The sequence below is a fragment of the Acidithiobacillus thiooxidans ATCC 19377 genome, from assembly GCF_009662475.1.
In the GTDB taxonomy this organism is placed as follows: Bacteria; Pseudomonadota; Gammaproteobacteria; order Acidithiobacillales; family Acidithiobacillaceae; genus Acidithiobacillus; species Acidithiobacillus thiooxidans.
Genome location: NZ_CP045571.1, coordinates 2,038,287 through 2,061,028 on the forward strand (window position 1 = coordinate 2,038,287; position 22,742 = coordinate 2,061,028).

A 22,742-nucleotide genomic window follows, 5' to 3' on the forward strand; every position below is an offset into this window, starting at 1 on the left:
ATGACGAAAAAACGGAGGGAACATCTATGAAGCCTCATGTTGTCGTTCTTGGTGGTAATTTTGCCGGTCTCGCTTCAGCACAAAAAGTGCGTGAACTTTGTGGAGAATCGGTGCGTATCACCGTTATTGATCGTAAGAATTTCTTGTTATTTGTGCCTAATGTGCCCGCCGAAGTATTTGAGGGACGCGATCCCAGTAAAACCCTGGCGATGGATATCCCGAGCACTTTGGATGAAGATGATATTGGTTTTATTCAGGCCGAAATCAAAGCCATTGATCCGGATGCCAAGCGTGTGGATTTTGTACCGAATGAGCGTCCCGGTGCTGCGCCCGAAAGCATGTCTTATGACTATCTGGTTGTCGCCGTAGGTAATCGTCTGGCCTATGATAAAATCGAAGGCTTTGCCGAACACGGCCATACGGTCAGCGATTTTTACTACGGTAACAAATTACGTCACTTCCTGGCCCATGAATACAAAGGTGGTCCGGTAGCCATTGGTTCTGCCCGTTTCCATCAAGGCGATGGGACCAAAGACATCAAGTTATATGGTGGTCATGCTTTCCCCACTGCCGAAGCCGCCTGTGAAGGCCCGCCCGTGGAAACCATGTTGTCCATGGCTACCTGGTTAGGTCAGCACGGCAAGGGTGGTCCCGATAAAGTCACGGTGTTTACCCCAGCTTCCCTGATTGCTGAAGATGCTGGTGAAAAAGTAGTGGGCAAGCTTCTCGAAATCGCCGGGGGCATGGGTTTTAATTATGTCAATGAAGCCAAAGATATTACCCGGATAACCAAGGACGGTATTGAACTGGCCAGTGGTAAAAATATTGAAGCCGAATTGAAACTGGTTTTCCCGGACTGGGTTCCCCATGATTTCATGAAGGGACTGCCCATCAGTGATAATGAAGGCTTTGTGGTAACCGATGTGACCATGCGTAATCCCAAGTATCCCAATGTGTTTGCAGCGGGTGACGCGGCTGCCATTACGGTGCCGAAGCTGGGCGGAATTGGTCACGCCCAAAGCGAAATTGTCGCCAAGCAAATCGCCAAGGATCTGGGGAAAATGGCTCCGGCGGAAGCCGACAAGCCTCTGGAACCCGTAGTCTATTGTATTGGTGACATGGGGAATAATCAGGCCTTTTATATTCGTTCCAACAGCTGGTTTGGTGGTCCTGATCAGGTTCTGAAAATGGGCCATATGCCCTTCTTGCTGAAAATGCAGTACAAAAATCTCTTCTTCAAGACGAAAGGTAAAATGCCGGAATGGGGGCTTGATGCTTCTAAATTACTGGCCGAAAAACTCTTCGCAGCCTGAAAAACGAGGGCCGCGAGGCCCTCTTTTACTATTGGCATGATATAAATCAAGGGAGATGCATTATGGCAGCACAAGAATCTTTCACCCCTCAACTCACACCAGAACAATGGGCAGGTCTTGCCCGCTTGGGCGACCTTGCCCATGGTAGCGAAAGCTTTATGGGTAGCCCGGCAGGAAACCTGCCCATGGACCTGGCGCTCAAAGCCGGCACATGGAATGAACGCTATGATCTGGAAGGGAGCATTGAAGAGTTGCTTGATACGCTTAAAGTCCTGCGTGAAAGCGGTCTTTTGTCGCTCATTCGTGAAAATGCCGCTTTTGTGACCGAAAGCATAGCATTAATGAAGCCTTTCATCCCCGGTCTGCTGAGTAAACTCCATGAAATGCCTTTGGCGGAATGGTTATCTGCCCTGCAGATGTTTGGCGAAATCATCCCGAAAATAAATGCCGTTATGGACTTTCTCCAGGGGCCCGCAGGTAGTGCTGTGGTGGCCAAAATCAAGAAACTGGGTGATATCTGGCAGGAAACCTCAGCTGATACCACCATTGTCGAAGCTTTGCGCCTGCTGAAACAGATGCAGGACGATGGCAACCTGCAGCGCGTTGCAGACCTCAGTCGTCAGATCGGTCTTTTTGCTGAAACTATTGATCTGGAAAGCTTACTGGGGCAACTCGTGCAGAAAAGCCAAGGCAATCCGCTGGTCAATTCCGCCGCGAGCCTGATGCAAAGCGGAAAATTAATGGCTGCCGCCCTTGCGGATGCTGCCGAACATGAGGCCACCGGCAAAGCCGGAGGACTATCCGGTCTGTATCACATGCTCAAGGATCCCGATGTTCAACGGGGTATGCGCGTGGTCGCTGTATTGCCCGTTTATCTCGAAAAAGCGGGTGTTCTGCCCAAGCACAAAGATTAATCTTTTTATTGTTTCAGGAAAGGGTACCGGAAGAACAACGCATTTTGATCATTAAATAACACCAGCCGGTACTAGAAATCTGCAGACATTCATCCATCCAGGAGTGATTAAATGGAATCAGTCAGTAAGGCACCGGCAGCACAATGGCGTCATCCGGTATGGTCTACCGCCCGGAAGTCCTGTGTAGGGACAGCACTGGGCACCAGCAAGCTGTGGTTCACCACCGGCAGTGGCATCATTACCGAAGTGTTTTATCCGCGCATTGATATTCCGCAGGTGCGTGATCTCGGATTTATCATTGCCGATGATCAAGGCTTTTGGCAGGAACTGAAAACCCTGCCAGAGCCGGCTCTGGAACTGGATGATCCGCAGGTACCGCTACCGATCATCCGCCATCATCACGCGCGTTTTGACTTTACCATCAAGGTCTGTGCTGATCCTGACCGCGATGTGCTGCTCATCGATTTTCAGCTGGAAGGAGATTCCAGTCTCCGCCCCTATCTGTTGTGTTCAGCGCGACTCGGGGAAGATGCCGAAAACAATCGGGCCTGGGTCGGTAACTGGGAAGGTCGCAAGGTACTGTGGGCAGAACAGGGTCCGTTCGGACTGGCTCTCGCCTGCCGGAATGCCGCCGGTTACGCGGCGCTGGAACGCTGCAGCGTTGGGGAAGTCGGCGCCAGCGACTTGTGGCAGGATTTTCATGAGCATGGACGCATGCTCTGGGAATACGGGGAAGCCGGACCCGGTGAAGTTGCCCTGGCCGGACAAATGCCCCGTCAGGGTACTCTGGCTTTAGGACTGGGCTCCAGCAAAGAAGCCGCCGCGACCAATGCCTGGAGCGCGCTGGCGAATGGTTTCCAGGCCACGTCATCCAGTTATACGGATTTGTGGCAGGCCTGGCACAAAAAGCATCCCCGCCCCCGCAATTTCGCCAGCAAACTTCCCAATACGGCCAAAACTCTTTATGCCCGTTCCAAAAATATTCTGAAGGTCCATGAAGACCGGACTTTTCCCGGCGCGCTGGTCGCCAGCCTTTCGGTGCCTTGGGGTGAAGCCAGTACCAGTCGCGGCGGCTATCATCTGGTCTGGTCCCGGGACCTGGTCGAAAGCGCCGGAGCCCTGGTCGCCATGGGGGCTACCCAAGAAGCCCGACAGGTGCTGACTTATCTCATCAGCACCCAGCAGACTGATGGTCATTGGTTGCAAAACCAGTGGCTCGGTGGCAAACCATTTTGGCAAGGTGTCCAACTGGATGAAACCGGGTTTCCCGTTTTACTGGCCGCGCTGCTCCGCCAGCATGACGCCTTGGAAGACATTGCCGTAACCGATATGGTCCAGCGTGCCCTGCACTTTATTGCCCACGAAGGCCCGGTAACCGGACAGGATCGCTGGGAAGAAGATGGCGGGGTCAATACTTTTACGCTGGCAGTCGCCATTGCAGCGCTGGTAGAAGGTGCCGAATTAATGGGCGGTAAAACCGCTGAATGTGCACTGATGCTGGCGGACTACTGGAATGCACGGCTGGAAGACTGGACCTTTGTCAAGGATACGGATCTGGCCAGACAGTATCAGGTACCCGGTTATTTTGTGCGGATTACGCCGGAAGATGTGCTGGTTCAGGATGGCGCCAAAGATGAGTGGGTGTTGATCAAAAACCGGGCGCATGATCCGCATCTTCCCGCCAGCGAGCAGGTAGCCAATGATTTTCTGCAACTGGTGCGTTATGGACTGCGCAGCGCAGCAGATCCTCACATTGTTGCCTCCGTCAGGGTGATGGATGCCCTGCTCAAAACCGACACCCCCAGTGGTCCGGTATGGCATCGTTATAATGGCGATGGCTACGGAGAACACCAGGATGGCAGCCCTTTTGATGGCACCGGTATTGGTCGTGGCTGGCCATTGCTGGTTGGAGAGCGCGGCCATTACGCGCTGGCCGCTGGAGAAAGCGCCCTGCCCTACATTGAAGCCATGGCCGCCATGACCGGGAAAGGTGGCCTACTCCCCGAACAAATCTGGGAAGCCGACCCGATTCCGGAAAAAGGCCTGGAACCGGGCCACCCCAGTGGTTCCGCCATGCCACTGGTTTGGGCCCACGGTGAATATATCAAACTGTGTCACAGCTTCATAAAAGGGGAGCCCGTAGACCGGCCTGCAGCCACCTGGAAACGCTATCAAGGGAAAAAACCGGATATTGACTACCGCCTTTGGCGCTTGCGGCAAAGGCCCCGGCAATTACCGGCAGGTCAGGAGTTACGTGTGCTGCTTCGCGCTCCTTTTACGGTTCATTGGGGTATTAACGGCTGGCAGGATGTGCAAGATCTCCACTCGGAAGACTGGGAACTGGGCCATGTAGCCATTTTACCCCTGAAACCGTTAAGCGAGGGAGAAAGTGTTCAGTTCACCATCCGTTGGCAGGAAAGCGGAGACTGGATTGGAGAAAATTTTCATCTGGATATTACAGGAGCTTTGGCATGATTCATCTTGATTTGCAGGGACGACGGGCCTTAGTCACCGGTGCCAGTGGTGGATTGGGACGAGCTATTGCGGAAACTCTGGCGGCAGCGGGCGCAGAAGTGGCGGTCCATTATCGCAAGGGCAAGGATGAGGCCTATGCCGTGGTCGACAGCATCAACAAGGCAGGCGGCAAAGCGCAATCATTCCAGGCCGACATCTCTGATCCGGCCGCAGTGGAAAAACTGGTACAGCAAATCGAGCAGGCTTTTGGGGGCCTGGATATTCTGGTCAACAATGCTGGTATGGACGGGCCGCGTGCCCTGGTGGGAGATGATGACCCGCAAATCTGGGAGAAAGTACTGAGCGTTGATCTGCTCGGTCCTTATTATTGTGCCCGGGCAGCCATTCCGCGCATGGAAAAACTCCAGGGCGGGGTCATCATCAATATTACTTCGGTGCACGAATTCATTCCCTGGGAAGGCTATAGTGCCTACACCAGCGCCAAGGCGGGATTATCCATGTTCACCAAAACCCTGGCCCAGGAAACCGCAGACAAAGGCATTCGCGTGGTGGCCCTTGCCCCGGGTGCCATTCAAACACCCATCAACGAATCGGTGTGGAGCGATCCTCAGTCGTTGAAAGATCTCGACAAAAAAATCTCCATGGGTCGCCTCGGCAAGCCCCGGGAAATTGGTAATGTCGTGGCTTTTCTGGCGAGTGATCTCGCCAGTTACATCACCGGCACCACCCTTGCTGTAGATGGGGGCATGTTGATTTATCCGGATTTCCGCCACGGAGGATGACACTATGGATGCCGATGTCATTATTATCGGCAGCGGTGCGGGTGGCGGAACACTGGCCCGTGCCCTGGCGGACTCTGGTTTACAAATTCTGATTCTTGAACGCGGCGATTATTTACCCCGTGAATGGGGAAACTGGGATCCCCAGACAGTTTTCGGTGAACACCGCTATCATACCGATGAACAGTGGCATGATCAGGACGGCAAAGCCTTCTCACCGGTCACCGGCTATCATGTCGGTGGCAACACCAAGTTTTACGGGGCAGCCGTTTTACGTCGCCGCGCCAAGGATTTTGCGCTTCGCCAGCATCAGGGTGGCGATACCCGAGCCTGGCCCATCACGTATAATGATCTGGCACCCTTTTATGATGAGGCCGAATCCTGGTATTTCACGCACGGCGAGGCCGGTGCCGATCCTACTGAAGCCCCCCGCAAAGCTTATCCCTACCCCCCGTTTCCCCATGATGAAGATATCGCTTTGGTGGATAAGGCTCTGCGCGAGATGGGCTATCACCCCTTTCCCCTGCCCCTGGCACTCCACCGTTTGGCCGATGAACCTGAACAAAGCCCCTGCGTGCGCTGCCCGACTTGTGATGGCTTTCCCTGTATGCTCCATGCCAAGGGTGATGCGGAACTGTGCGGTGTCCGCCCCGCATTGCAACACAGTAATGTCCGGATGCTGACCGGCCATCGGGTGCGCCGTCTGATCCATGGTAAAAATGGCAAAACGGTGGAATCTGTCGAGACTGATCAGGGAAGCTTTACGGCCCGGCTGGTGGTTTTGGCTGCAGGAGCGGTCAATAGTGCGGCTCTCCTGCTGGCTTCTGCATCGGAAAAATATCCTTCCGGACTGGCTAACCATAGTGATCAGGTTGGGCGCAATTATATGTGCCATCTCAATAGCGCCTGCATGGCTATTAAACCGGGTCGGGAAAATCGCAGCATTTTTCAGAAAACCCTGGCTTTGAACGATTTTTATGAAGACTCCGGAGACCCGGACTATCCTTATCCACTGGGGCATATTCAGGGGCTGGGAAAGGTCACACCGGCCCTGCTCCATGCGCAGCGGCCGCTCATGCCGATTCCCATCAGCGCCTGGACGGCCAGTCATTCCGTAGATTGGTGGCTGACCACCGAAGACCTGCCTGATCCCGACAACCGGGTGACTCTGGATACCGATGGCAACATTTGTCTGGCCTGGAACCCCAAAAACCGCGAAAGTCATCGCCGCCTCTGCCAGAAATGGCGGGAGATTCTGCAGAAGGCCGGGTTCATGGGCGTATTTTTTCAGGCCATGGATATTTCTGCCACCGCCCATCAGGTCGGAACCTGCCGCTTTGGCGAAGATCCTGCCGACAATGTTCTTGATCCTCATTGCAAGGCGCATGATCTGGACAATTTGTATGTGGTGGATGCCAGCTTTATGCCCTCGATTAGTGCGGTCAATCCCTCACTGACCATCATGGCCAATGCCTTGCGTGTCAGTGCGCATATTATTCAGCACGCCAAAGGCGGCCTGTGAAACGCGGGCTCAGTGCCGTTTATATTGCCGGTTTTTTGCAGGGAGCTGCTTTTGTGCTGATTCCAGCACTGGGTACCACCCTGCGCAGCGCACCTTACGATATGAGTAATGCCACTTACGGCATGTTGTATTTTCCGGAAATCATCGGCGCCATATTGGCGGCTTTGAGTGCGGGGGCCATTCATAAACGCCTGGGCAGCAAGGGGCTGTTTCGTCTGGGAGCCCTTATCAATGCCGTTGCCATGGCTTTTCTGGTAGCGGCTTTTTTCAGTTCCGGGCTGTTCGTTGTGCTGTTACTGCTGGCTGAAACACTGATGCTCGGTATCGGGTTCGGCTTGACTAATGCTGCCATCAATCGGGCTGCGTCGCTCCTCTTTGCGGGCGCTGCGGCGGCGGCCGTCACCATTCTGAATGCCGTCATTGGCGGAGCAACTGCCGTATCGCCCATGATTCTGACTGGCGCACAAAGCTGGTTGAGCTGGGTGGCCTGGCCTGCCCTCATTCTTTTGCTTTGGTTCGTTCTACTCTTATTTCCACTCGCGGAGGATACAGATACGCACGAACTGGGCGGCTTACGTGCCTGGAGACGCTCCATGATGCCCTTCGCTTTTGCAGTAGTGATTTATGCGATCTGTGAAGGCAGCTTTGGCAGCTGGGCCAATGTTTTGGTCAGTGTCGACCGCCATCTTCCCGCCGCGACCGGCGCCCTGGCCCTGTCACTGTTCTGGGGAGGCATGACCGTTGCCCGGTTCATTTTGGGCAGTATTCCCGACCGCTTTCTTTCCCGACGCTGGGTTTATCGCCTGGCGCCTATCGGTATGGCAGCCTGCTTTATCATCATCCCCCATCTGCTCAGTGCAACGGCGCTGTTACTGGCATTTGCCCTCGCCGGTGCAGCTTGCGGTATATACTACCCCTACAGCATGGCTTTCGGAGTGGCCGCACACGGCAAGGAAGGTACGCAAATGGCTGGACTATTGGTTGGAGCGCTGATGATTGGCGAAGGCATCGGCTCTACCGGACTGGGACCACTGCAACATTTCATTTCACTGAATCAGATTTATACTTTTTCCGCCCTATGGGCGATCCCACTGCTCTGGCTGGCCTGGCGCAATAGCCGGCAGCAATAAGCAGGGCGTCTACCGATATTGCGAAAAACTCTTCACGCAACTGAGCTTTCCTCCTTCACAACAGACATCCGCGCAAATACTGTTTCCGGTTGAGAAGCTATTTCCAGCAACTGCGCATCAATATCGACAAGTAATTGTTCTGCACTGATTTCATTCAACAATCCTTCTCTCTGTGCTTGATTTATTTTTTCCTTACGGGCAAGGAGAATGCGACGATACAAGCGCACAAAATCGCCTTGCATAATGTTGTTGTCCGGTTTGTCCAGTTGCCGTAATTGTTCTGTAGCTTCTTTCTGCTCTTCTTCAAGGGCGACTTTCAATACATTCAGAGCGCGCTGATCCCGAAGCCCCTCCTCTCCCAGCTTTTTGAGTTCAAGCAGATCAGACTTTGCTAAAAAAATCCGTAGGCGCTGTATTTCCGTATTTTGATCTGCCCCGCTTTTGCCCAGCACCTTCAACATTCTGGCCAAGGGAGAAATACTTAATCCCTGCACGAGGATTGTTAATAATACCACTCCAAACACCAGATTAATGAGCAACTCCCGGTGTGGAAGGCCAGCAGGCAGACTGAGCGCCAAAACCATAGAAAGGGCTCCACGAATCCCTCCCCACATCAGTACAAAATTCCAATTCAGAGGGATTTTTGCGCGGGTCCGGCTCAACAACGCGCCCATACCATAGACCACGGCAGCTCGGGCAATGGTTACAGCGACATAGGCTGCCAGCACAAGCGCCCAGATATGCATTAAATCCAGCAGATTAATGGTCAAACCGACCAGCAGGAAAATCAGGGAATTTAGTGCAAAACCTATATATTCCCAGAAGGTATTGACAGCCATCCGGACAGATGCCGTCATGCCTTTTTGCGCCCCGTAGTTCCCACATATCAGTCCCGCGACGACTGTGGCAATCACACCCGAGTAACCCAACTGGGTTGCCAGCAGAAAGCTGCCATAAGCGGCCAAAATAGTGATGGTGATTTCGACCATTCCATCGCCAATACGTTTGATGATTTCCGAGCTGAGCCAGCCGACGATCAAACCCAGCAGCGCCCCTCCGCCAACTTCACTGACAAAATCAATGCCCAGATGGGTGATGGAGATGGATTTTCCCTCGGCAAGGGTCAGAAACAGACTAAAAAAAACTATGGCGGTTCCATCATTGAGAAGACTTTCGCTTTCAATCATGAAGGTCAGCCGTTCTGGTGCCATCAACTTGCGGAAAATGGCCACTACGGAAATTGGATCCGTAGCGGCTACAGCCGCACCGAACACCAAGGCTACGGCCAGAGGGATGACAGCACCGGAAAGGTGCGGCAAGTATTCAGAAGCCCAAAGAAATACATAGGCAGTAACTACCATAGACAGGAACACACCGGGTACAGCCAAACCAAAAATGGCCAGACGATCCCGCCACATCGCACTGGCAGAAAGATGATAGGCTGACTCAAAAATCAAACCGGGCAAAAAAAGATTGAAAACGAGGTCATGGGTAAGTACCGGGGTATGAAAAAGATGCAACGCACCCAACGCCAGGCCGCCAAGCACCAGGGCCACGGTATAAGGTAAATGTAAACGGTTGGCGATTAACGAAAGTAATGAGGCAACCACGAACAGTAACAAAACGGCAGTTTCTGGAATCATGGTTCTCCACGCACTGAGTGTTTTTTGGCGACTATTATCCTGAATCAGTGTAACTGGTCTCAGTTACCCAAGCCAGACACAGCGCAGGACTGTTCATAGCCCTTCATGTCATACCCATCGTGCAGATCATTGAGGGGGGCCAAAAGAAACGATAAATACAGGCTTAAAACTAAAAACTACGGTTGACCTGGGGACTTTTCAGCAACTTTAGGCTGCACGTCGTATTGTCTGGTTTGGTCTCAGGCCGCAGACCATGATACAAATCAGTTGATAGCCTGGAACATCCGGGTATTCCGCAAAGGAGTGATGAACATTGGCCCCACGCAAACCCGCCCCTTCCAGGAAAAAAACCTGGATTCTGGTGGTCATTATCGCGCTGATAAGCACAGCCATTGTCATTGGCATTGCCCTCAATATTCCGCTATCCACGCAAGCCGTCAGTCCAACTCCTGAAAAACCGGTACCCGAAAAAACAAATATCCCCAGGCCGATGAAAAAAACTCTGGACTTGGGTTCTTTCGGGGTGATGGTGCGCAGTGCTGATGGTTCTGAAAAAGCATTGACCATTCATCCTGTTGCCATCCTTCACGGGCACGGACCCTGGCAGCCTCTACATGACGCCCAAAACCATTTTGAGAGCCTGATTGCCAATCCCTTCATGGCCTTTCCAGATTTGAATCAGGTTTCACATTCACCGACGGTACAGAAAGATCTGGGTCGTCAGATCATGGACAACATCGCCCCAACCCTGGCAAGACTGGAACCAGGCTGGACTATTGAACACATAGAGCTGCATCCCGCCCTTCAGGAGCCACCGCCATGAACTGTAAGAGCAATAGAATGGAGCAGATATTGTGAAATATCTCGGACGACTGAATCCTCAGGATCCACTTTTTGCCTATTTACGCGATGATGTATATCCGCAAATACTGCCAAATGATCAGGTCCGCAATTTTCGGGTATTTCAGTTTCCTGCTTCCAATGAAGTATTTCTGTATGAAGAAACTCATTCTCAGCAAAAGGTGATCGGGAAATTTTTTCAGCGTCCGGGTAAAGATCCTCAAAACGCCTGGGAAAGAGCCTGGAATGAATGGCAAAATCTGCATTATTTGCGCAACATCGGTCTTAATCATAAGCATTTTCATATTCCTCAGGCTTTTGGCATCGCCCGCCACATGAATAGTCTGGTCGTGGAAGAATATTGTCCCGGTCAATCATTATCGAGTGTTATGAGTCAGAGTCTTGCTGAACACCATGAAGATTTGCTTTATGCCCGTCTCACTGATCTCGCCTGGTTTCTGGCCAAGTTACATAACCACACGGCCGGCGCTGAGACAGTTCACTTTCATACCCAGTTTCCCTACTTTGATAAAATCGTGGCGCGTCTGCAGCGTCGCCACCGCATTACCGAAGCACAAATGCGCGAAGTTTATGGATTTCGCGATCAGTGGCAGAAGTCTCCCTGTATGTGGAGCGATCAGGCGGTTTTGATTCATGGCGATGCCACTCCATCCAATTTTTTGTTTGCGCACCCCAGAACCATTATTGCCATTGATTTCGAGCGCATGAAGCGCGCTGACCGCGTCTACGACCTGGGCATGATTGCCGGTGAAATCAAACACCATTTCCTGCGCAACAACCATCATGGTGAGCAGGCCGAGCCCTTCATCGGTCATTTTCTCTGGGAATACAGCACCCATTTCCCCGACCGACAGGCGGCATTTGCAGCCATCACCCGGAGAATTCCCTTTTACATGGGCATGACTTTGTTACGCATCGCCCGTAATTCCTGGTTGGACTGGCGTTACAGTCAAATTCTGGTTCATGCTGCACTCTCTGTTCTAAGGAGGTAATCTCATGTCTATTCGCGCTGTCTGTTTTGACTTGTATGGCACATTGATCAACATAGAAACCAATGAAGACATGGAGGAAATTTATCGAGGAATTTCTCATTATCTGACGTATCACCGGGTTTTCATGAATCGTCGGGAAGTGCGCGAACGCTATTTCGCCGTCATGAAAGAACGCAAACGCCAATCCACCGAACGCTATCCGGAAATTGATGTAGAAGCCATCTGGCATACCATTCTTATTCAGGAAAACAGCAAGCCACTGAATGGCAGGGAAAAATTGGCCAAGGAACTGGCGCGGCTGCATCGTGGCATTTCCAGAACCCGCCTGGAACGTTATGAAGGCGTCAAAAGAACGCTCAAAAGCTTGCAGGAACAGTACCAGCTTGCCCTCATTTCCGATGCCCAACGCTGTTTTGCTCTGCCCGAAATGCGCGCATTGAATATCAAAAAGTATTTCGACATTCGCATCATTTCCGGTGATTACGGATATCGCAAGCCTGATTCCCGATTATTTCAAATGGCTGCCGAACAACTCGAAGTAGCGCCACATCAGGCCATTTATGTGGGTAACGACATGTTTCGGGATATTTATGGCGCGCAGCAGGCCGGGATGAAAACCATTTTTGTAGATTCCAACCAGGGGGCCAAATCCTACAACGATATTCAGCCGGATTATTTCGCCCACGACTTTTATCAGGTACTGGATGGCGTGGCTTTTCTGGCGCAAAAACATGCAGACAACTGACCCTAAAAACGGCAGTTGCCGTTTTAGGCTGAAGCATTAAGCTGAACGGCGACGCATGAGGATACCCAGAGCAAAGCCCAATCCTGCCAGAATAATAGTCAGAACAATGCCATAGACCCAGCTGTTCTCTCTGGCAAAACGGGCAATCCACGCTTGAAAACCGACCTGGCGGACATCAATCTGCTGCTTGCGGACTGCAACCACCTGTTGCTGCCGGACCAAATAAGTCAGCAATTGATAATGACCCAGAGGCAATGACGCCGGCAGCCTGATTTTCGCCGAAAATAACCCCTGCTTCAGAGTGACCCCAGCGGGATCCACCACGTAATTGCGGTAGCGAATTTTCTCATCCAGAAAGGCTCTTTGCCAGGTATCCAAATGATCGGGTTCGGGATCAAAACGGGCTTTATCTACCAGCGAAGACAGGGTTAATCCCAGTTTCTGCAGGGTATCATCAGGCAGAATGTGCCTGACCGGGGCCGAAGAAAGCCGCTGCCAGATACCCGGAGCCTTGGTCACCGTTACCTTTGCACCATTCAGCCAGATTGGTCCGGTTCGGGTTTTTTGCTGCATGGCTTCAGTGCTGTCGGGCGAACGCAGTATGACAATGACCTGCCCCGGACCCGTGATGGCACCATACACCAGCAGATTTTCCCCGACAAAATGGCTGGTCACGTTCACCTTATCCGTACTGGTAGCCACCACCAGGGGCGTAGACGCTTCGGCCAGCATGGCAGCACCCATAGTCAGCAGCATGAGCATCAGGCGCAGATAAAGCATCTAAACAACCCGCGCCATGCTGAAAATGTGTTCGGGCGCAATAAATAATCCCAACCCCATCTTGATAGCCACTCCCACGACCACCAGGGCCAGCACCAGACGCAGCTGTTCCCCCTTCATATGCGCTCCGGCCCGCGCCCCGAATTGCGTGCCGAAAATAGAACCTAAAACCAAAGCCAGAGCCAGATAAGGGTCTACGGCATGATTCATTCCCGCCTGCAAAATACCTACTTCAGCCGTGGTAAACAGCAATTGAAACAATGAGGTACCTACTACCACCTTGGTGGGCATTTTCAATACATAAAGCATGATGGGCACCATCACAAAACCACCTCCAACCCCCATCAGCGCGGTAAGCAAGCCCACGCCAAAACCCAGTAAAACCGGGGTCAGAAAGGAAAGACGCAGCCCTGAAACCGGAAAATCCATTTGTCCCGGAAGGCGCTGCAGAATGGACTGATTTTTTGTCCGGTTTTTTTGGGATGCATGCCCATGCCGACCACGCAAAGCCAGCAGCGATTCAATCAACATGGAAGTACCGATGACACCCAGCAAAATGACATATAGAAAAGTCACCACCAGACTGAAGTGGCCACCCGCTTCCAGAATCCGGGCAATGTGTACACCGATCAGCCCCCCCGTCCAGCTCCCTGCCAACAGGACAAAAGCCATGCGCATATCGACATTACCCATGCGCCAGTGTGCATAACTGCCAATGGCCGACCCACCGACAATCTGGGCCGCCCCGGTACCCACGGCAACCAGCGGCGGGACCCCGATAAAAATCAGCAGAGGCGTAATCAAAATACCTCCACCCACTCCGGTCAATCCTGACAGGAAACCCACCGCCAAACCAAAGCTGACAATCAGCCAGATATTCACGTCCATATGCGCGATAGGCAGGAACAATTCCACTCAGCGGTCTCCCTGCGACGGATCGGAACAAAACACCGCAGAACACAGTTGATCGATGTTCGTATCAGGCGGCACCAGCAATACCGGAACCGCCAATGCCAGACTCAGTTTTGCACCGAGTCCCCCCAGAAGATGGGGTAACCCTCGCGGTTTACTTTCCGTGCCAAAACCACGCTGCCCTACCACCACCATGATTGTTTCCGGAAGACTCTGGACCAGATGCGGAATTTCCTGTTCGGGATCCCCTTCCAGCAGAAAATATTCTGGCAGCCCAATATCACAATGTTCTTCGATACGTTCGGCAACAGCGCGCAGATTACTCTCCGCCTCAAGACGGGCTTCTGCCAGTAGTCGATCCGTCAGGTCACGAGAAAACAGTCCCCCGCCAAAACCCAGTGGATCCTTGGCCACATGCAGGGAAGTCACCAGCCCGAGACGTGCTCCAAGAAGACGTGAAAACCGCGCCGCCACAGCAGCCGCCAGCAAGGCATTTTGTGATCCATCAATAGCCGTCAACAGGACTGGATCTGACATAAACAACCTACAATGTTGAGAGATTTCATCAATATTAGAGGATGGCCCTATGCCTGTCGAGGCGGCAAGCTCAATGCGTAAAGTCCATAGCCCCGGCAGAACAGTCTATAAGTACTCTTGATTCTCGATGAAGCAGGCCCCACTTCCAGTCTGTCTATTGAAATGATAGCTGCTCAGACTACTTGTCTATACGAAGGAGAGATAATGACCACCAACAAGGAAACTCTACAATTTCAGACTGAAATCAATCAGCTGATGCATCTGATGATTCATTCTCTGTATTCAAACAAAGAGATTTTTCTGCGTGAACTGATTTCCAACGCCTCTGATGCCTGTGACAAACTGCGCTTTGAAGCCTTGGCGGATCCCAGTCTGGTTGCGGGAGACAGCGAACTGAAAGTGGAGGTAGATTTTGATGCCGAACAAGGCACCTTAACTGTCCGCGATAATGGCATCGGGATGAACCGCGACGAGGTCATTGCCAATATTGGAACCATTGCCAAGTCGGGAACCAAAGAATTTTTTGAGAGACTGAGTGGCGATCAAAGCAAGGATGCCAAACTGATTGGTCAATTTGGCGTCGGTTTTTATTCTGCCTTTATTGTCGCCGACCGCGTAACGCTGAGTACCCGTCGAGCCGGCATGGAAGTAGAACATGGTGTGCGCTGGGAGTCTGATGGGACAGGTGCCTACACCCTCGAAACCGTCGATTTGCCAGAGCGCGGTACCGAGATAGTGCTGCACATCCGCGAAGATGAACGCCAGGACCTGCTGAATCTCTGGCGCTTGCGCGGCATTATCAACAAATACTCAGACCATATTCCCCTACCCATTCTGATGCGTAAAGCGGGCGAAGATGGTAAGCCCGGCGATAGCTGGGAGACTGTCAATAAAGCCTCTGCACTTTGGCAACGTTCCAAGTCTGAAATCAGTGATGCGGAATACAAGGAATTTTATCAGTACGTCAGCCATGACTATGCTGATCCACTGGCCTGGGCGCATAACCGGGTGGAAGGTCGCCTCGAATATACTTCTCTGCTCTACATTCCCGGCAAGGCGCCTTTTGATCTTTGGGAACCCAATCAAACGCACGGCATCAAGCTTTACGTGCAGCGCGTTTTCATCATGGATGATACCGAACACCAGATTCTGCCCCGTTATTTGCGCTTTGTACGCGGCGTCATTGATTCCAGCGATCTCCCCCTGAATGTTTCCCGCGAAATTCTTCAGGGCAACCGGGTCATTGACCAGATGCGCTCGGGCTCCATCAAACGGGTACTGGGCCTTTTGGAAGAAATGGCTGAAAAAGAACCCGAAAAATATCAAAACTTCTGGAATGAGTTTGGACGGGCACTGAAAGAAGGTCCTGGTGAAGATTTTGCCAATCGCGAACAAATCGCGAAATTATTACGTTTTGCGAGCACCCATTCAGACACTGAAACCCAGAATGTTTCCCTGGCTGATTATATTGGCCGTATGCGCGAAGGTCAGGACAAAATATATTACATTACTGCGGATACTTTTATTGCTGCCAAAAACAGCCCGCAGCTGGAACTTCTCCGTAAAAAAGGTATTGAAGTATTACTGCTCAGTGACCGTGTGGATGAATGGTTGACCAGCCACCTGCATGAATTTGAAGGCAAGGGACTGAGCTCTGTAGCCAAAGGCACGCTTGATCTGGGTAGCATTGAAACCGAAGAAGAACGCAAATCTCAGGAAGAAATCGAGAAAACCGCAGAAGGTCTGGTGGAGCGTATCAAAAATGCGCTGGGTGATCGGGTTGAAGCGGTTCGGGTTTCCCACCGGCTGACCAGTTCTCCTGCTTGCATGGTCCTGGGCGAACGGGACATGGCCCTGTATATGCAGCAATTGTTGAAGCAGGCTGGACACGAAGTACCCAGTACCAAGCCCACCCTGGAAATCAACCCTACCCATCCTATGTTAACCCGCATAGAAAGTGAAAAAGATGCGTCACGCTTTGCGGAGTGGTCATCTCTGTTACTGGATCAGGCGATTTTGAGCGAGGGCGGACAACTGGATGATCCTGCTGGTTTTGTGGCCCGTCTCAACCAGTTAATGCTCGCCCTGGCAGGCTGATAAACCCACTGACCCTTTTGTTCAACGGTCATGGCATCACCTTCTAATCCACCGAAGGTGATGCTTTTTTATTTGCATATTTTCTTCAAAAGAAGACCCCTTTTTTTAATTCACAAAAAACACCATCGTTAAATTATTTTTAAGATATCAAGTGTAATCATATGTAACCATGTTTCAATTTTTTACATTTATATTATTGATATCTTATATCGAGAGGTTTAGGGTTCAGTAACTCAATGATGATACTGAATTATTCATTAACAAATTAGAATTTTCTAATTATTCAGCACACCTCATGAGAGAATTTACAGCGAGGTTGTTTCACATTTTCAACGCGCGAGGAGAAGTGATGAAATTCCGCAAGATAGTCATATGGTCAGCAGTCAGCATCTTGATTTCCGGGACCGCCTGGGCGCAGACCAATCAGGTTCCCCAGGATCCCATTAACAATACCCTGGACCCCCAAAGTCCCTTTGCGACGCTATATTTACCGCAAAATGCGCCACAGGCCAATGATCAGGTCGGTCCTTCAGAGTGGACCCACGCCTATGGAAACCCTCAGCACAATGCCGGATTCCCTGTTGCGCACAACGCGCCCCGTTGGATTCGTGATGGCGTCCGCTGGAATTTTCCTGAAGCCCGGGCCTGGCCGCTCAATGATAACCATCCCTACGGCGAAAAAGTGGATGGCATCAAGGAAGCACTCCCGGTACAAACCCAGTTTTATGGAAATGCTCTGGGCGTTTCGGTGGTCAAAGGGGTCGTGTATGCGGAAAGCGATGATATGTTCGCTTACGCCGTCAATGCTCAAACTGGCAAGCTGATCTGGCGGAGCAGCCCGGTAGCCAATACCCTCATGGGTAATCCTCTGGTCGTCGGCAAAAAGGTATATCTATCAGCGGGTAGCGTGTCTTTCAATTTTGCCAATGTCATGGAGTACTCCAAGCATCCCAAGCAGGCCGGACGCGGCAAGGATATCAGCTATAACGGGATTTTCTGCCTGGATCGTAAAGATGGCAAGCTACTCTGGAGTTTCAAGACCCAGGGTGATGCCATGCCCACCCCGGCCTATGCAGACCACTCGCTTTTCATCAGCACCGGCGACGGCAATATTTACCGGATTCACTCCACAGATGGAAAGGCCATCTGGAAAACCCATGTAGGGGGCATAGCCAACATGTCCAGCCCCGTAGTCTGGAAAAACCATGTCTATGTCTCCATGTCCGTCATCCCCGGTCTTTATGCACTGAATATCAATAACGGCAAGGTGTTGTGGAAGGGTGAAATTCCCGGTGCCGTCAACACCGGCATGGGCGATGTATCCCCCGTTGTGGATAACGGTATTGTCGTCATGGACACCGTTGCCAACCCCAAAATGGTAGATGGCAAACCCACCATGGAAACCCTGGTTCGGGCTTTTAATGCCAATACCGGACAAGTTCTGTGGACAAACAATATGGGACGTGGCCCCAAGATTCCGGCATTCAAAGGCGGGGTTCCCATGATTCATGATGGGATGGTTTATGTCGGTTCTCCTGTCACCTCGACCTATGAGGCCATGAATCTGCATACCGGTAAAGTGGCTTGGACCTGGCACGTACCCAATCCTGGTCCTGCCGGAGCAGGACGTGGTGCACCGACGTACTATGAAAATATGCTCTATATTTCTACCGGACCGGATATTTATGCCATTCAGCCTAAAACGGGGCAGATGGTTCACGAATATCATGTCGGGGGTCGCTTCGGCATCGTGAATCCCACCATTGTCGGAGGCACCATGTACCTGGGTAACTCGTGGGACTGGATCAACGCCGTACCGGTCAAGGACGTCAACCCGCAATTCAACGCCAACAAGGCTTAACAGGAGTCAAGAATGGCAACGACCATGAAATCTGCAGCAACCGATCAAGCCACGCAACATTCGTGGCGCATACTGGCCATTGGCATGCTCGCCGTGCGTTTTGTCCAGGGCTGGATTTACTGGGGTGGTGGCTCCCGCCGCTTCATTTATGGCCCCCAGAAAATCAATCCGGCCGGACACTGGATGGCCTATAAGTTTCAAACCGCCATGCCGGGAGCGATTCTTGGCTTGAATCATCTGATAGCCTTTTTACTACACCACTTTGTCCTGTTGTATGCGGGAGTCATCATTTTCAGCGCGGTTGAACTCATTTCCGGATTGATGTTGTTATCCGGCTTCATGACCCGCCTCGCGGCTTTTTTAACCCTGGGTCTTTCTTTCTCACTGATGCTGATGTTCGGATGGCAAGGGGCTACCTGTATTGATGAATGGACCATGGCGGCATCCAACTTCGGCATGGGCATCACCCTGCTCCTCGTTGGCGGTGGTGCATACTCCATTGACAACTGGATGATGAAACGCAATCCGGCCTTGGCCCAGAAAGGCTGGTTTCGCTGGCTGGGAGGCAGCTTACCCCTGCCCCTGTCTGACGGCGCTTTCAAAAAGCTGTCCCTGACCCTGTTCTGGATTGCGGTTATTTTCATTGTCGCCACCTATTCTTACTATCGTGGCTCAGTGATCACCCCCTTCCATGGCGATCCTACCGGCGTGAAGGCCCACCATGTCAAAATGACCGATGTGCGGGTTCTGCCCAATGGTCGCGTGGATGTGCATATGTATATTGATGCAGGAACGGCTTCCGTACCGGCGCATATTATTGCCATCCGTCTGCTGGATTATAATGGCAAAGTTGTAGAGTCCTGGGATGGCAAGCAGCTTTCCCACCTGAACCCCAAAGACATTCACAATGATTTTGCCTACCAGCAAATTGCTCCAGATAAAATTCTGGGCCTGAAGGCAGGTCTGGGTGCAGAAGCCATGTTGCATCTGCCGGTCAGCAGTACGGGCTTTATCAATACCAGTTCCGGTCCTTATCAGTTGCAAGTACTGAACATCAATGGTCAGAAAGCGGAAGTAAGCGCACAAATCGCCGCTCATTAAAGGCATTTGACGCGAACCGTTCGGCGGGAGACGATGCTGTTTGTTTCTCCCCGAACGGATTTTTGTATGCAACGCTGTGCGTGGGTACCTCTCGACAAAGCAGATTATGTGCAATATCACGATCTGGAATGGGGTGTTCCCGTCCATGATGACCGGCAACTTTTTGAAATGCTCATTCTGGAAGGCAGCCAGGCCGGGCTAAATTGGTACACAATCCTCAAAAAGCGGGCGGCGTATCGTCAGGCTTTTCACCACTTTGACCCTGAAGCGGTGGCCAGGATGCCGGACACAGAGCTGGAAACGCTTTTAAACAACCCGGAAATTATCCGCAATCGCCTGAAAGTCTATGCAGCACGCGATAACGCTCGTATTTTCCTCACCATTCAAAAAGAATTCGACTCTTTTGATGCGTACGTCTGGCGATTTGTCGATGGTCAACCCCTGATCAACCGTCCCGGCAGTATGCTTGAAGTACCCGTCCGTAACGAAATATCGGATGACCTATCCAAAGATCTCAAAAAACGCGGTATGCGTTTCGTCGGTCCGACCATCATGTATGCCTATATGCAAGCTGTCGGCATGGTCAATGATCACAGCACCGACTGCTTCAAAAGTTTGTAGTCCATAATCCTAAAAACAGCAGTTACCGTGGGTGCATTTTTCTCCGTTGTTCCTCGCCTGTTGTTCTTGGCGTCATCAGAAAGGCTTGCATTTTCCTTTTTATCGGGTTACTGTATTTATATACAGTAACCGTAAGGAGGCTTATCATGATTACGCATCATTCTACTCTGCAGCTCTGGACTAAAACCATGGGAATCATTGTCTTCGGGGCATTCATCGGAGTCTGGCTCGGCCATCAGGATAAGCACTATCAGCCCGGCCCAAGTTCAGTTATGGAAACTGTCGCAGTCCAGCAAGTGCAGTATCTACCGGCCAGCGCACAAGATCCCGTCACGCCCCAAGATCAGCGTCCACAAATATGAGATCGTGATAAACTGCTGCGCGACTACCATCCACCATTTGCAGAGGAAAACATTGGAACTTGATCACAAGGCCCGTGAGGCCATTGAAGACATCATCAACCGCCGGGAAGGCATCAATTCCATTCAGGCACAGTTGAAAGAAGACATGAAGGCCATTGCCGAATATCTGGCCGTCAAACCGGCTCAGGTGGCGCGTCTGATTAATCTGGTAGAACGGGAACGCGCCAAGGGAGATGTACTCGAAACCGAACGTGGCGTCATTGATGCCGCTGAATCCATGGTTCCGGTAACCGCTTCTGCCCAAGAGCCTGCACCCATTTAAGGCAGCCGGGGAACTTCTGGCAGATTGTCGGCGTCATACTGGTTGATCCTGAATAATAGTGAACCAGAGATGCCGCCGCTTACCATTCGTACTTACAAAACCACGTTATCTTCATTTCTTTTTATTTCTGCGCTGATGACCTTGTCTTTGTCCGGTTGCGCCAGCACACCCGATAAAAAGGGCGAGCACATACACGTAGCACCCGTTGCGCAAATGTTCAGACCGGCCCAGGAAGCTCTGCATCGGGGCGATTACGATCGAGCCATCCGGCAATTTGAAAATTTGCAGACAGAATATCCCTACGGCCCCTATTCAGAGCAGTCCCAACTGGATACTGCCTACGCTTATTACCGGTCTGGCGATTCCAAAGCGGCAGCGGCAGCGGCCTCGGCTTTTATCAAGGCACATCCCGCAAATCCACATGTTGTTTATGCTTATTATCTGAAGGCTCTTGCCGAATATGAAGGCATTGAGGGTCCGGAATATACCCCTACTCCCGACTATGAAGCATTAAACACGTTCACCTATCTGGCCAAAACCTTTCCCAAGACACCATACGCAGTCAGTGCCCGACTACACATTGCCAAAATTATCGACATTCTCGGCCAGCGTAATCTGAATATCTGCAAGTTTTATTATATTCGCGATGCTTATGTGGCTTCCGCCAATCGCTGCAGCAGGGTCATCACTGATTATCAACTCAGCCCGGCTCGTCAAGAAGCGCTCTATTATTTAACTAAATCCTACCTGCATTTGGATTTGAACCAGCAAGCACGGACCACAGCGGCCATATTACATGCCAACTATCCCCAGGGACGATTCACCAAAAGGCTGCGCTCACTTTGGGAACAGGCACCCAAAGCCAGTAAAGTCTCTGCAGGATAAATCTCTGTGCTGTCCAACTTAACCGATTTCTATCAGGACAGCGCCCAGCAAAATAATCACAGCACCTGCAATTCTGCGCATTCCGGGCTGTTCGGCAAGAAACCACCAAGCAAAAATCAATCCGAAAAGCAGACTGGTTTCGCGCAGGGCGGCCACTGCACTGATAGGTGCTTGCGTCATTGCCCACAAAGCCAGGGTATAAGCGGCTACCGAAAAAACCGCTCCTCCTGCACCTTTTAACCATGCTGCAAGAGCATCATGGCTCTGCCAGAGCGCTCTTACTTTACCGCGCAACAAAATCAACGCGGCGGGTATTGCCGGCAACACAAAAGTCCAGAGAGCATAAGCAACGGGTGAATGCGACAAACGTACCCCAAAGCCATCATTGATCGTATACAAAGCAATTACCAGCGCATTTAAGACAGCAAAGCCTATGGCATGCCATTCGCCGCTTTTGCCATTACGGCGCGCGAGTAAAAGTACACCGCCACTGATAAGCATCAGGCCAACCCAAGCAAGTTGGTCCATGTAGCGGCCAAATATGAAAACAGCGATGATAGCCACTAACGCCGGTGCCATACCACGCATTACTGGATAAGTCAGGCTGACCTCACCTAACAGGTAGGTCTCGGCTACTAGATTAAAATACAAAACATGCAAAAGTATGGAAATACCCAAATGCCACCACGAAGCAGATGCTGGCGGCATCAGAAAAGGAAGCATCATCACGCCAATGCCACCCGCGCTCAAAAGGAGCATAGCTGTTGCCCTGCGGCGATCCGGACCACCACGAATCCCGACATTCCAGGCGGCATGCATGGCAGCACCACCGACTACCGCGACACTGGCCATTGCGGGGATCACATTAGCCAACCTGATTGCATCAGAGG

The 22,742-nt window shown here is 51.7% G+C and carries 21 protein-coding genes; 16 read left to right on the forward strand and 5 right to left on the reverse strand.

Features of this window, described 5'->3' with window-relative positions; all coding sequences use genetic code 11:
* Positions 1-26: 26 nt before the first annotated feature.
* From GCD22_RS10770 to GCD22_RS10795, 6 genes are all read left to right on the forward strand, one after another.
* Positions 27-1,313, forward strand: coding sequence for an NAD(P)/FAD-dependent oxidoreductase (locus GCD22_RS10770; protein ID WP_010638587.1), 1,287 nt, complete (start codon positions 27-29; stop codon positions 1,311-1,313).
* A 62-nt stretch (positions 1,314-1,375) separates the two neighbouring features.
* Positions 1,376-2,227, forward strand: coding sequence for a DUF1641 domain-containing protein (locus tag GCD22_RS10775; RefSeq protein WP_031575247.1), 852 nt, complete (start codon positions 1,376-1,378; stop codon positions 2,225-2,227).
* Positions 2,228-2,338: 111 nt separating this feature from the next.
* A complete protein-coding gene (locus GCD22_RS10780) occupies positions 2,339-4,702 on the forward strand; it encodes a glycoside hydrolase family 15 protein (protein ID WP_031575245.1) in 2,364 nt (787 codons plus the stop codon).
* Positions 4,699-5,484 (forward strand): glucose 1-dehydrogenase, encoded by a 786-nt coding sequence (locus tag GCD22_RS10785; protein ID WP_031575241.1) that lies wholly within the window; start codon positions 4,699-4,701, stop codon positions 5,482-5,484. Before GCD22_RS10780 ends, GCD22_RS10785 begins: the two co-directional genes overlap by 4 nt.
* Before the next feature lie 4 nt (positions 5,485-5,488).
* The gene (locus GCD22_RS10790; RefSeq protein ID WP_031575238.1) at positions 5,489-7,003 is read left to right on the forward strand and encodes a GMC oxidoreductase; all 1,515 of its coding nucleotides are present in this window, start codon (positions 5,489-5,491) and stop codon (positions 7,001-7,003) included.
* Positions 7,000-8,133: an MFS transporter gene (locus tag GCD22_RS10795; protein ID WP_031575235.1), complete on the forward strand. Its 1,134-nt coding sequence runs from the start codon at positions 7,000-7,002 to the stop codon at positions 8,131-8,133. The genes GCD22_RS10790 and GCD22_RS10795 overlap by 4 nt, the downstream gene beginning before the upstream one ends.
* A gap of 32 nt (positions 8,134-8,165) precedes the next feature.
* Here the strand turns inward: GCD22_RS10795 and GCD22_RS10800 are convergent, their stop codons facing one another.
* Positions 8,166-9,776, reverse strand: coding sequence for a cation:proton antiporter (locus GCD22_RS10800; RefSeq protein WP_031575232.1), 1,611 nt, complete (start codon positions 9,774-9,776; stop codon positions 8,166-8,168).
* A gap of 313 nt (positions 9,777-10,089) precedes the next feature.
* On the opposite strand from GCD22_RS10800, the gene GCD22_RS10805 reads away from it, so the two are divergent.
* From GCD22_RS10805 to GCD22_RS10815, 3 genes are read left to right on the forward strand one after another with little or no spacing between them, the layout of a single operon-like run.
* A complete protein-coding gene (locus GCD22_RS10805) occupies positions 10,090-10,599 on the forward strand; it encodes a hypothetical protein (RefSeq protein ID WP_031575230.1) in 510 nt (169 codons plus the stop codon).
* A gap of 31 nt (positions 10,600-10,630) precedes the next feature.
* Positions 10,631-11,629, forward strand: a complete 999-nt coding sequence (locus tag GCD22_RS10810; RefSeq protein WP_031575229.1) for an aminoglycoside phosphotransferase family protein — start codon at positions 10,631-10,633, stop codon at positions 11,627-11,629.
* Between the two features lie 4 nt (positions 11,630-11,633).
* Positions 11,634-12,374, forward strand: a complete 741-nt coding sequence (locus tag GCD22_RS10815) for an HAD family hydrolase (RefSeq protein WP_010638561.1) — start codon at positions 11,634-11,636, stop codon at positions 12,372-12,374.
* 36 nt (positions 12,375-12,410) lie between these two features.
* On the opposite strand, the gene GCD22_RS10820 is transcribed toward GCD22_RS10815, so the two are convergent.
* Genes GCD22_RS10820 through GCD22_RS10830 form a run of 3 tightly spaced genes read right to left on the reverse strand, consistent with a single transcriptional unit; the run spans position 12,411 to position 14,603 of the window.
* Complete coding sequence (locus tag GCD22_RS10820) at positions 12,411-13,154, reverse strand: TIGR02186 family protein (RefSeq protein ID WP_031575227.1); 744 nt, start codon at positions 13,152-13,154, stop codon at positions 12,411-12,413.
* On the reverse strand, positions 13,155-14,069 hold the full coding sequence (locus tag GCD22_RS10825) for a sulfite exporter TauE/SafE family protein (RefSeq protein WP_031575225.1): 915 nt from the start codon (positions 14,067-14,069) through the stop codon (positions 13,155-13,157). It abuts the gene before it with no gap.
* Complete coding sequence (locus tag GCD22_RS10830) at positions 14,070-14,603, reverse strand: universal stress protein (RefSeq protein WP_010639871.1); 534 nt, start codon at positions 14,601-14,603, stop codon at positions 14,070-14,072.
* Positions 14,604-14,807: 204 nt separating this feature from the next.
* Between GCD22_RS10830 and htpG the strand changes: the two genes are divergently transcribed.
* The 7 genes from htpG (at position 14,808) to GCD22_RS10865 (ending at position 21,852) form a co-directional block, all read left to right on the forward strand.
* The gene (htpG, locus tag GCD22_RS10835; protein ID WP_031575222.1) at positions 14,808-16,700 is read left to right on the forward strand and encodes a molecular chaperone HtpG; all 1,893 of its coding nucleotides are present in this window, start codon (positions 14,808-14,810) and stop codon (positions 16,698-16,700) included.
* Between the two features lie 349 nt (positions 16,701-17,049).
* On the forward strand, positions 17,050-18,561 hold the full coding sequence (locus GCD22_RS10840) for an outer membrane protein assembly factor BamB family protein (protein ID WP_031575220.1): 1,512 nt from the start codon (positions 17,050-17,052) through the stop codon (positions 18,559-18,561).
* 12 nt (positions 18,562-18,573) lie between these two features.
* On the forward strand, positions 18,574-19,662 hold the full coding sequence (locus GCD22_RS10845) for a TQO small subunit DoxD (RefSeq protein WP_031575217.1): 1,089 nt from the start codon (positions 18,574-18,576) through the stop codon (positions 19,660-19,662).
* Positions 19,663-19,728: 66 nt separating this feature from the next.
* Positions 19,729-20,283, forward strand: a complete 555-nt coding sequence (locus tag GCD22_RS10850; protein ID WP_031575215.1) for a DNA-3-methyladenine glycosylase I — start codon at positions 19,729-19,731, stop codon at positions 20,281-20,283.
* A gap of 146 nt (positions 20,284-20,429) precedes the next feature.
* Positions 20,430-20,645, forward strand: coding sequence for a hypothetical protein (locus GCD22_RS10855; RefSeq protein WP_010638548.1), 216 nt, complete (start codon positions 20,430-20,432; stop codon positions 20,643-20,645).
* Positions 20,646-20,697: 52 nt separating this feature from the next.
* The gene (locus tag GCD22_RS10860) at positions 20,698-20,967 is read left to right on the forward strand and encodes a hypothetical protein (protein ID WP_010638546.1); all 270 of its coding nucleotides are present in this window, start codon (positions 20,698-20,700) and stop codon (positions 20,965-20,967) included.
* Between the two features lie 69 nt (positions 20,968-21,036).
* Positions 21,037-21,852: an outer membrane protein assembly factor BamD gene (locus tag GCD22_RS10865; RefSeq protein WP_031575212.1), complete on the forward strand. Its 816-nt coding sequence runs from the start codon at positions 21,037-21,039 to the stop codon at positions 21,850-21,852.
* Between the two features lie 18 nt (positions 21,853-21,870).
* Here GCD22_RS10865 and GCD22_RS10870 read toward each other — a convergent pair whose 3' ends face one another.
* The gene (locus tag GCD22_RS10870; protein ID WP_202806245.1) at positions 21,871-22,716 is read right to left on the reverse strand and encodes an EamA family transporter; all 846 of its coding nucleotides are present in this window, start codon (positions 22,714-22,716) and stop codon (positions 21,871-21,873) included.
* Positions 22,717-22,742: the final 26 nt, after the last annotated feature.

What these genes read in the sequence shown, in the direction of transcription:
- GCD22_RS10865 (WP_031575212.1), top strand. Translation starts at nt 21,037, where the DNA reads ATGCCGCCGCTTACCATTCGTACTTACAAAACCACGTTATCTTCATTT.
- GCD22_RS10840 (WP_031575220.1), top strand. Translation starts at nt 17,050, where the DNA reads ATGAAATTCCGCAAGATAGTCATATGGTCAGCAGTCAGCATCTTGATT.
- GCD22_RS10830 (WP_010639871.1), bottom strand. Translation starts at nt 14,603, where the DNA reads ATGTCAGATCCAGTCCTGTTGACGGCTATTGATGGATCACAAAATGCC.
- GCD22_RS10855 (WP_010638548.1), top strand. Translation starts at nt 20,430, where the DNA reads ATGATTACGCATCATTCTACTCTGCAGCTCTGGACTAAAACCATGGGA.
- GCD22_RS10785 (WP_031575241.1), top strand. Translation starts at nt 4,699, where the DNA reads ATGATTCATCTTGATTTGCAGGGACGACGGGCCTTAGTCACCGGTGCC.
- GCD22_RS10845 (WP_031575217.1), top strand. Translation starts at nt 18,574, where the DNA reads ATGGCAACGACCATGAAATCTGCAGCAACCGATCAAGCCACGCAACAT.
- GCD22_RS10780 (WP_031575245.1), top strand. Translation starts at nt 2,339, where the DNA reads ATGGAATCAGTCAGTAAGGCACCGGCAGCACAATGGCGTCATCCGGTA.
- htpG (WP_031575222.1), top strand. Translation starts at nt 14,808, where the DNA reads ATGACCACCAACAAGGAAACTCTACAATTTCAGACTGAAATCAATCAG.
- GCD22_RS10800 (WP_031575232.1), bottom strand. Translation starts at nt 9,776, where the DNA reads ATGATTCCAGAAACTGCCGTTTTGTTACTGTTCGTGGTTGCCTCATTA.
- GCD22_RS10820 (WP_031575227.1), bottom strand. Translation starts at nt 13,154, where the DNA reads ATGCTTTATCTGCGCCTGATGCTCATGCTGCTGACTATGGGTGCTGCC.
- GCD22_RS10770 (WP_010638587.1), top strand. Translation starts at nt 27, where the DNA reads ATGAAGCCTCATGTTGTCGTTCTTGGTGGTAATTTTGCCGGTCTCGCT.
- GCD22_RS10790 (WP_031575238.1), top strand. Translation starts at nt 5,489, where the DNA reads ATGGATGCCGATGTCATTATTATCGGCAGCGGTGCGGGTGGCGGAACA.
- GCD22_RS10850 (WP_031575215.1), top strand. Translation starts at nt 19,729, where the DNA reads ATGCAACGCTGTGCGTGGGTACCTCTCGACAAAGCAGATTATGTGCAA.
- GCD22_RS10815 (WP_010638561.1), top strand. Translation starts at nt 11,634, where the DNA reads ATGTCTATTCGCGCTGTCTGTTTTGACTTGTATGGCACATTGATCAAC.
- GCD22_RS10775 (WP_031575247.1), top strand. Translation starts at nt 1,376, where the DNA reads ATGGCAGCACAAGAATCTTTCACCCCTCAACTCACACCAGAACAATGG.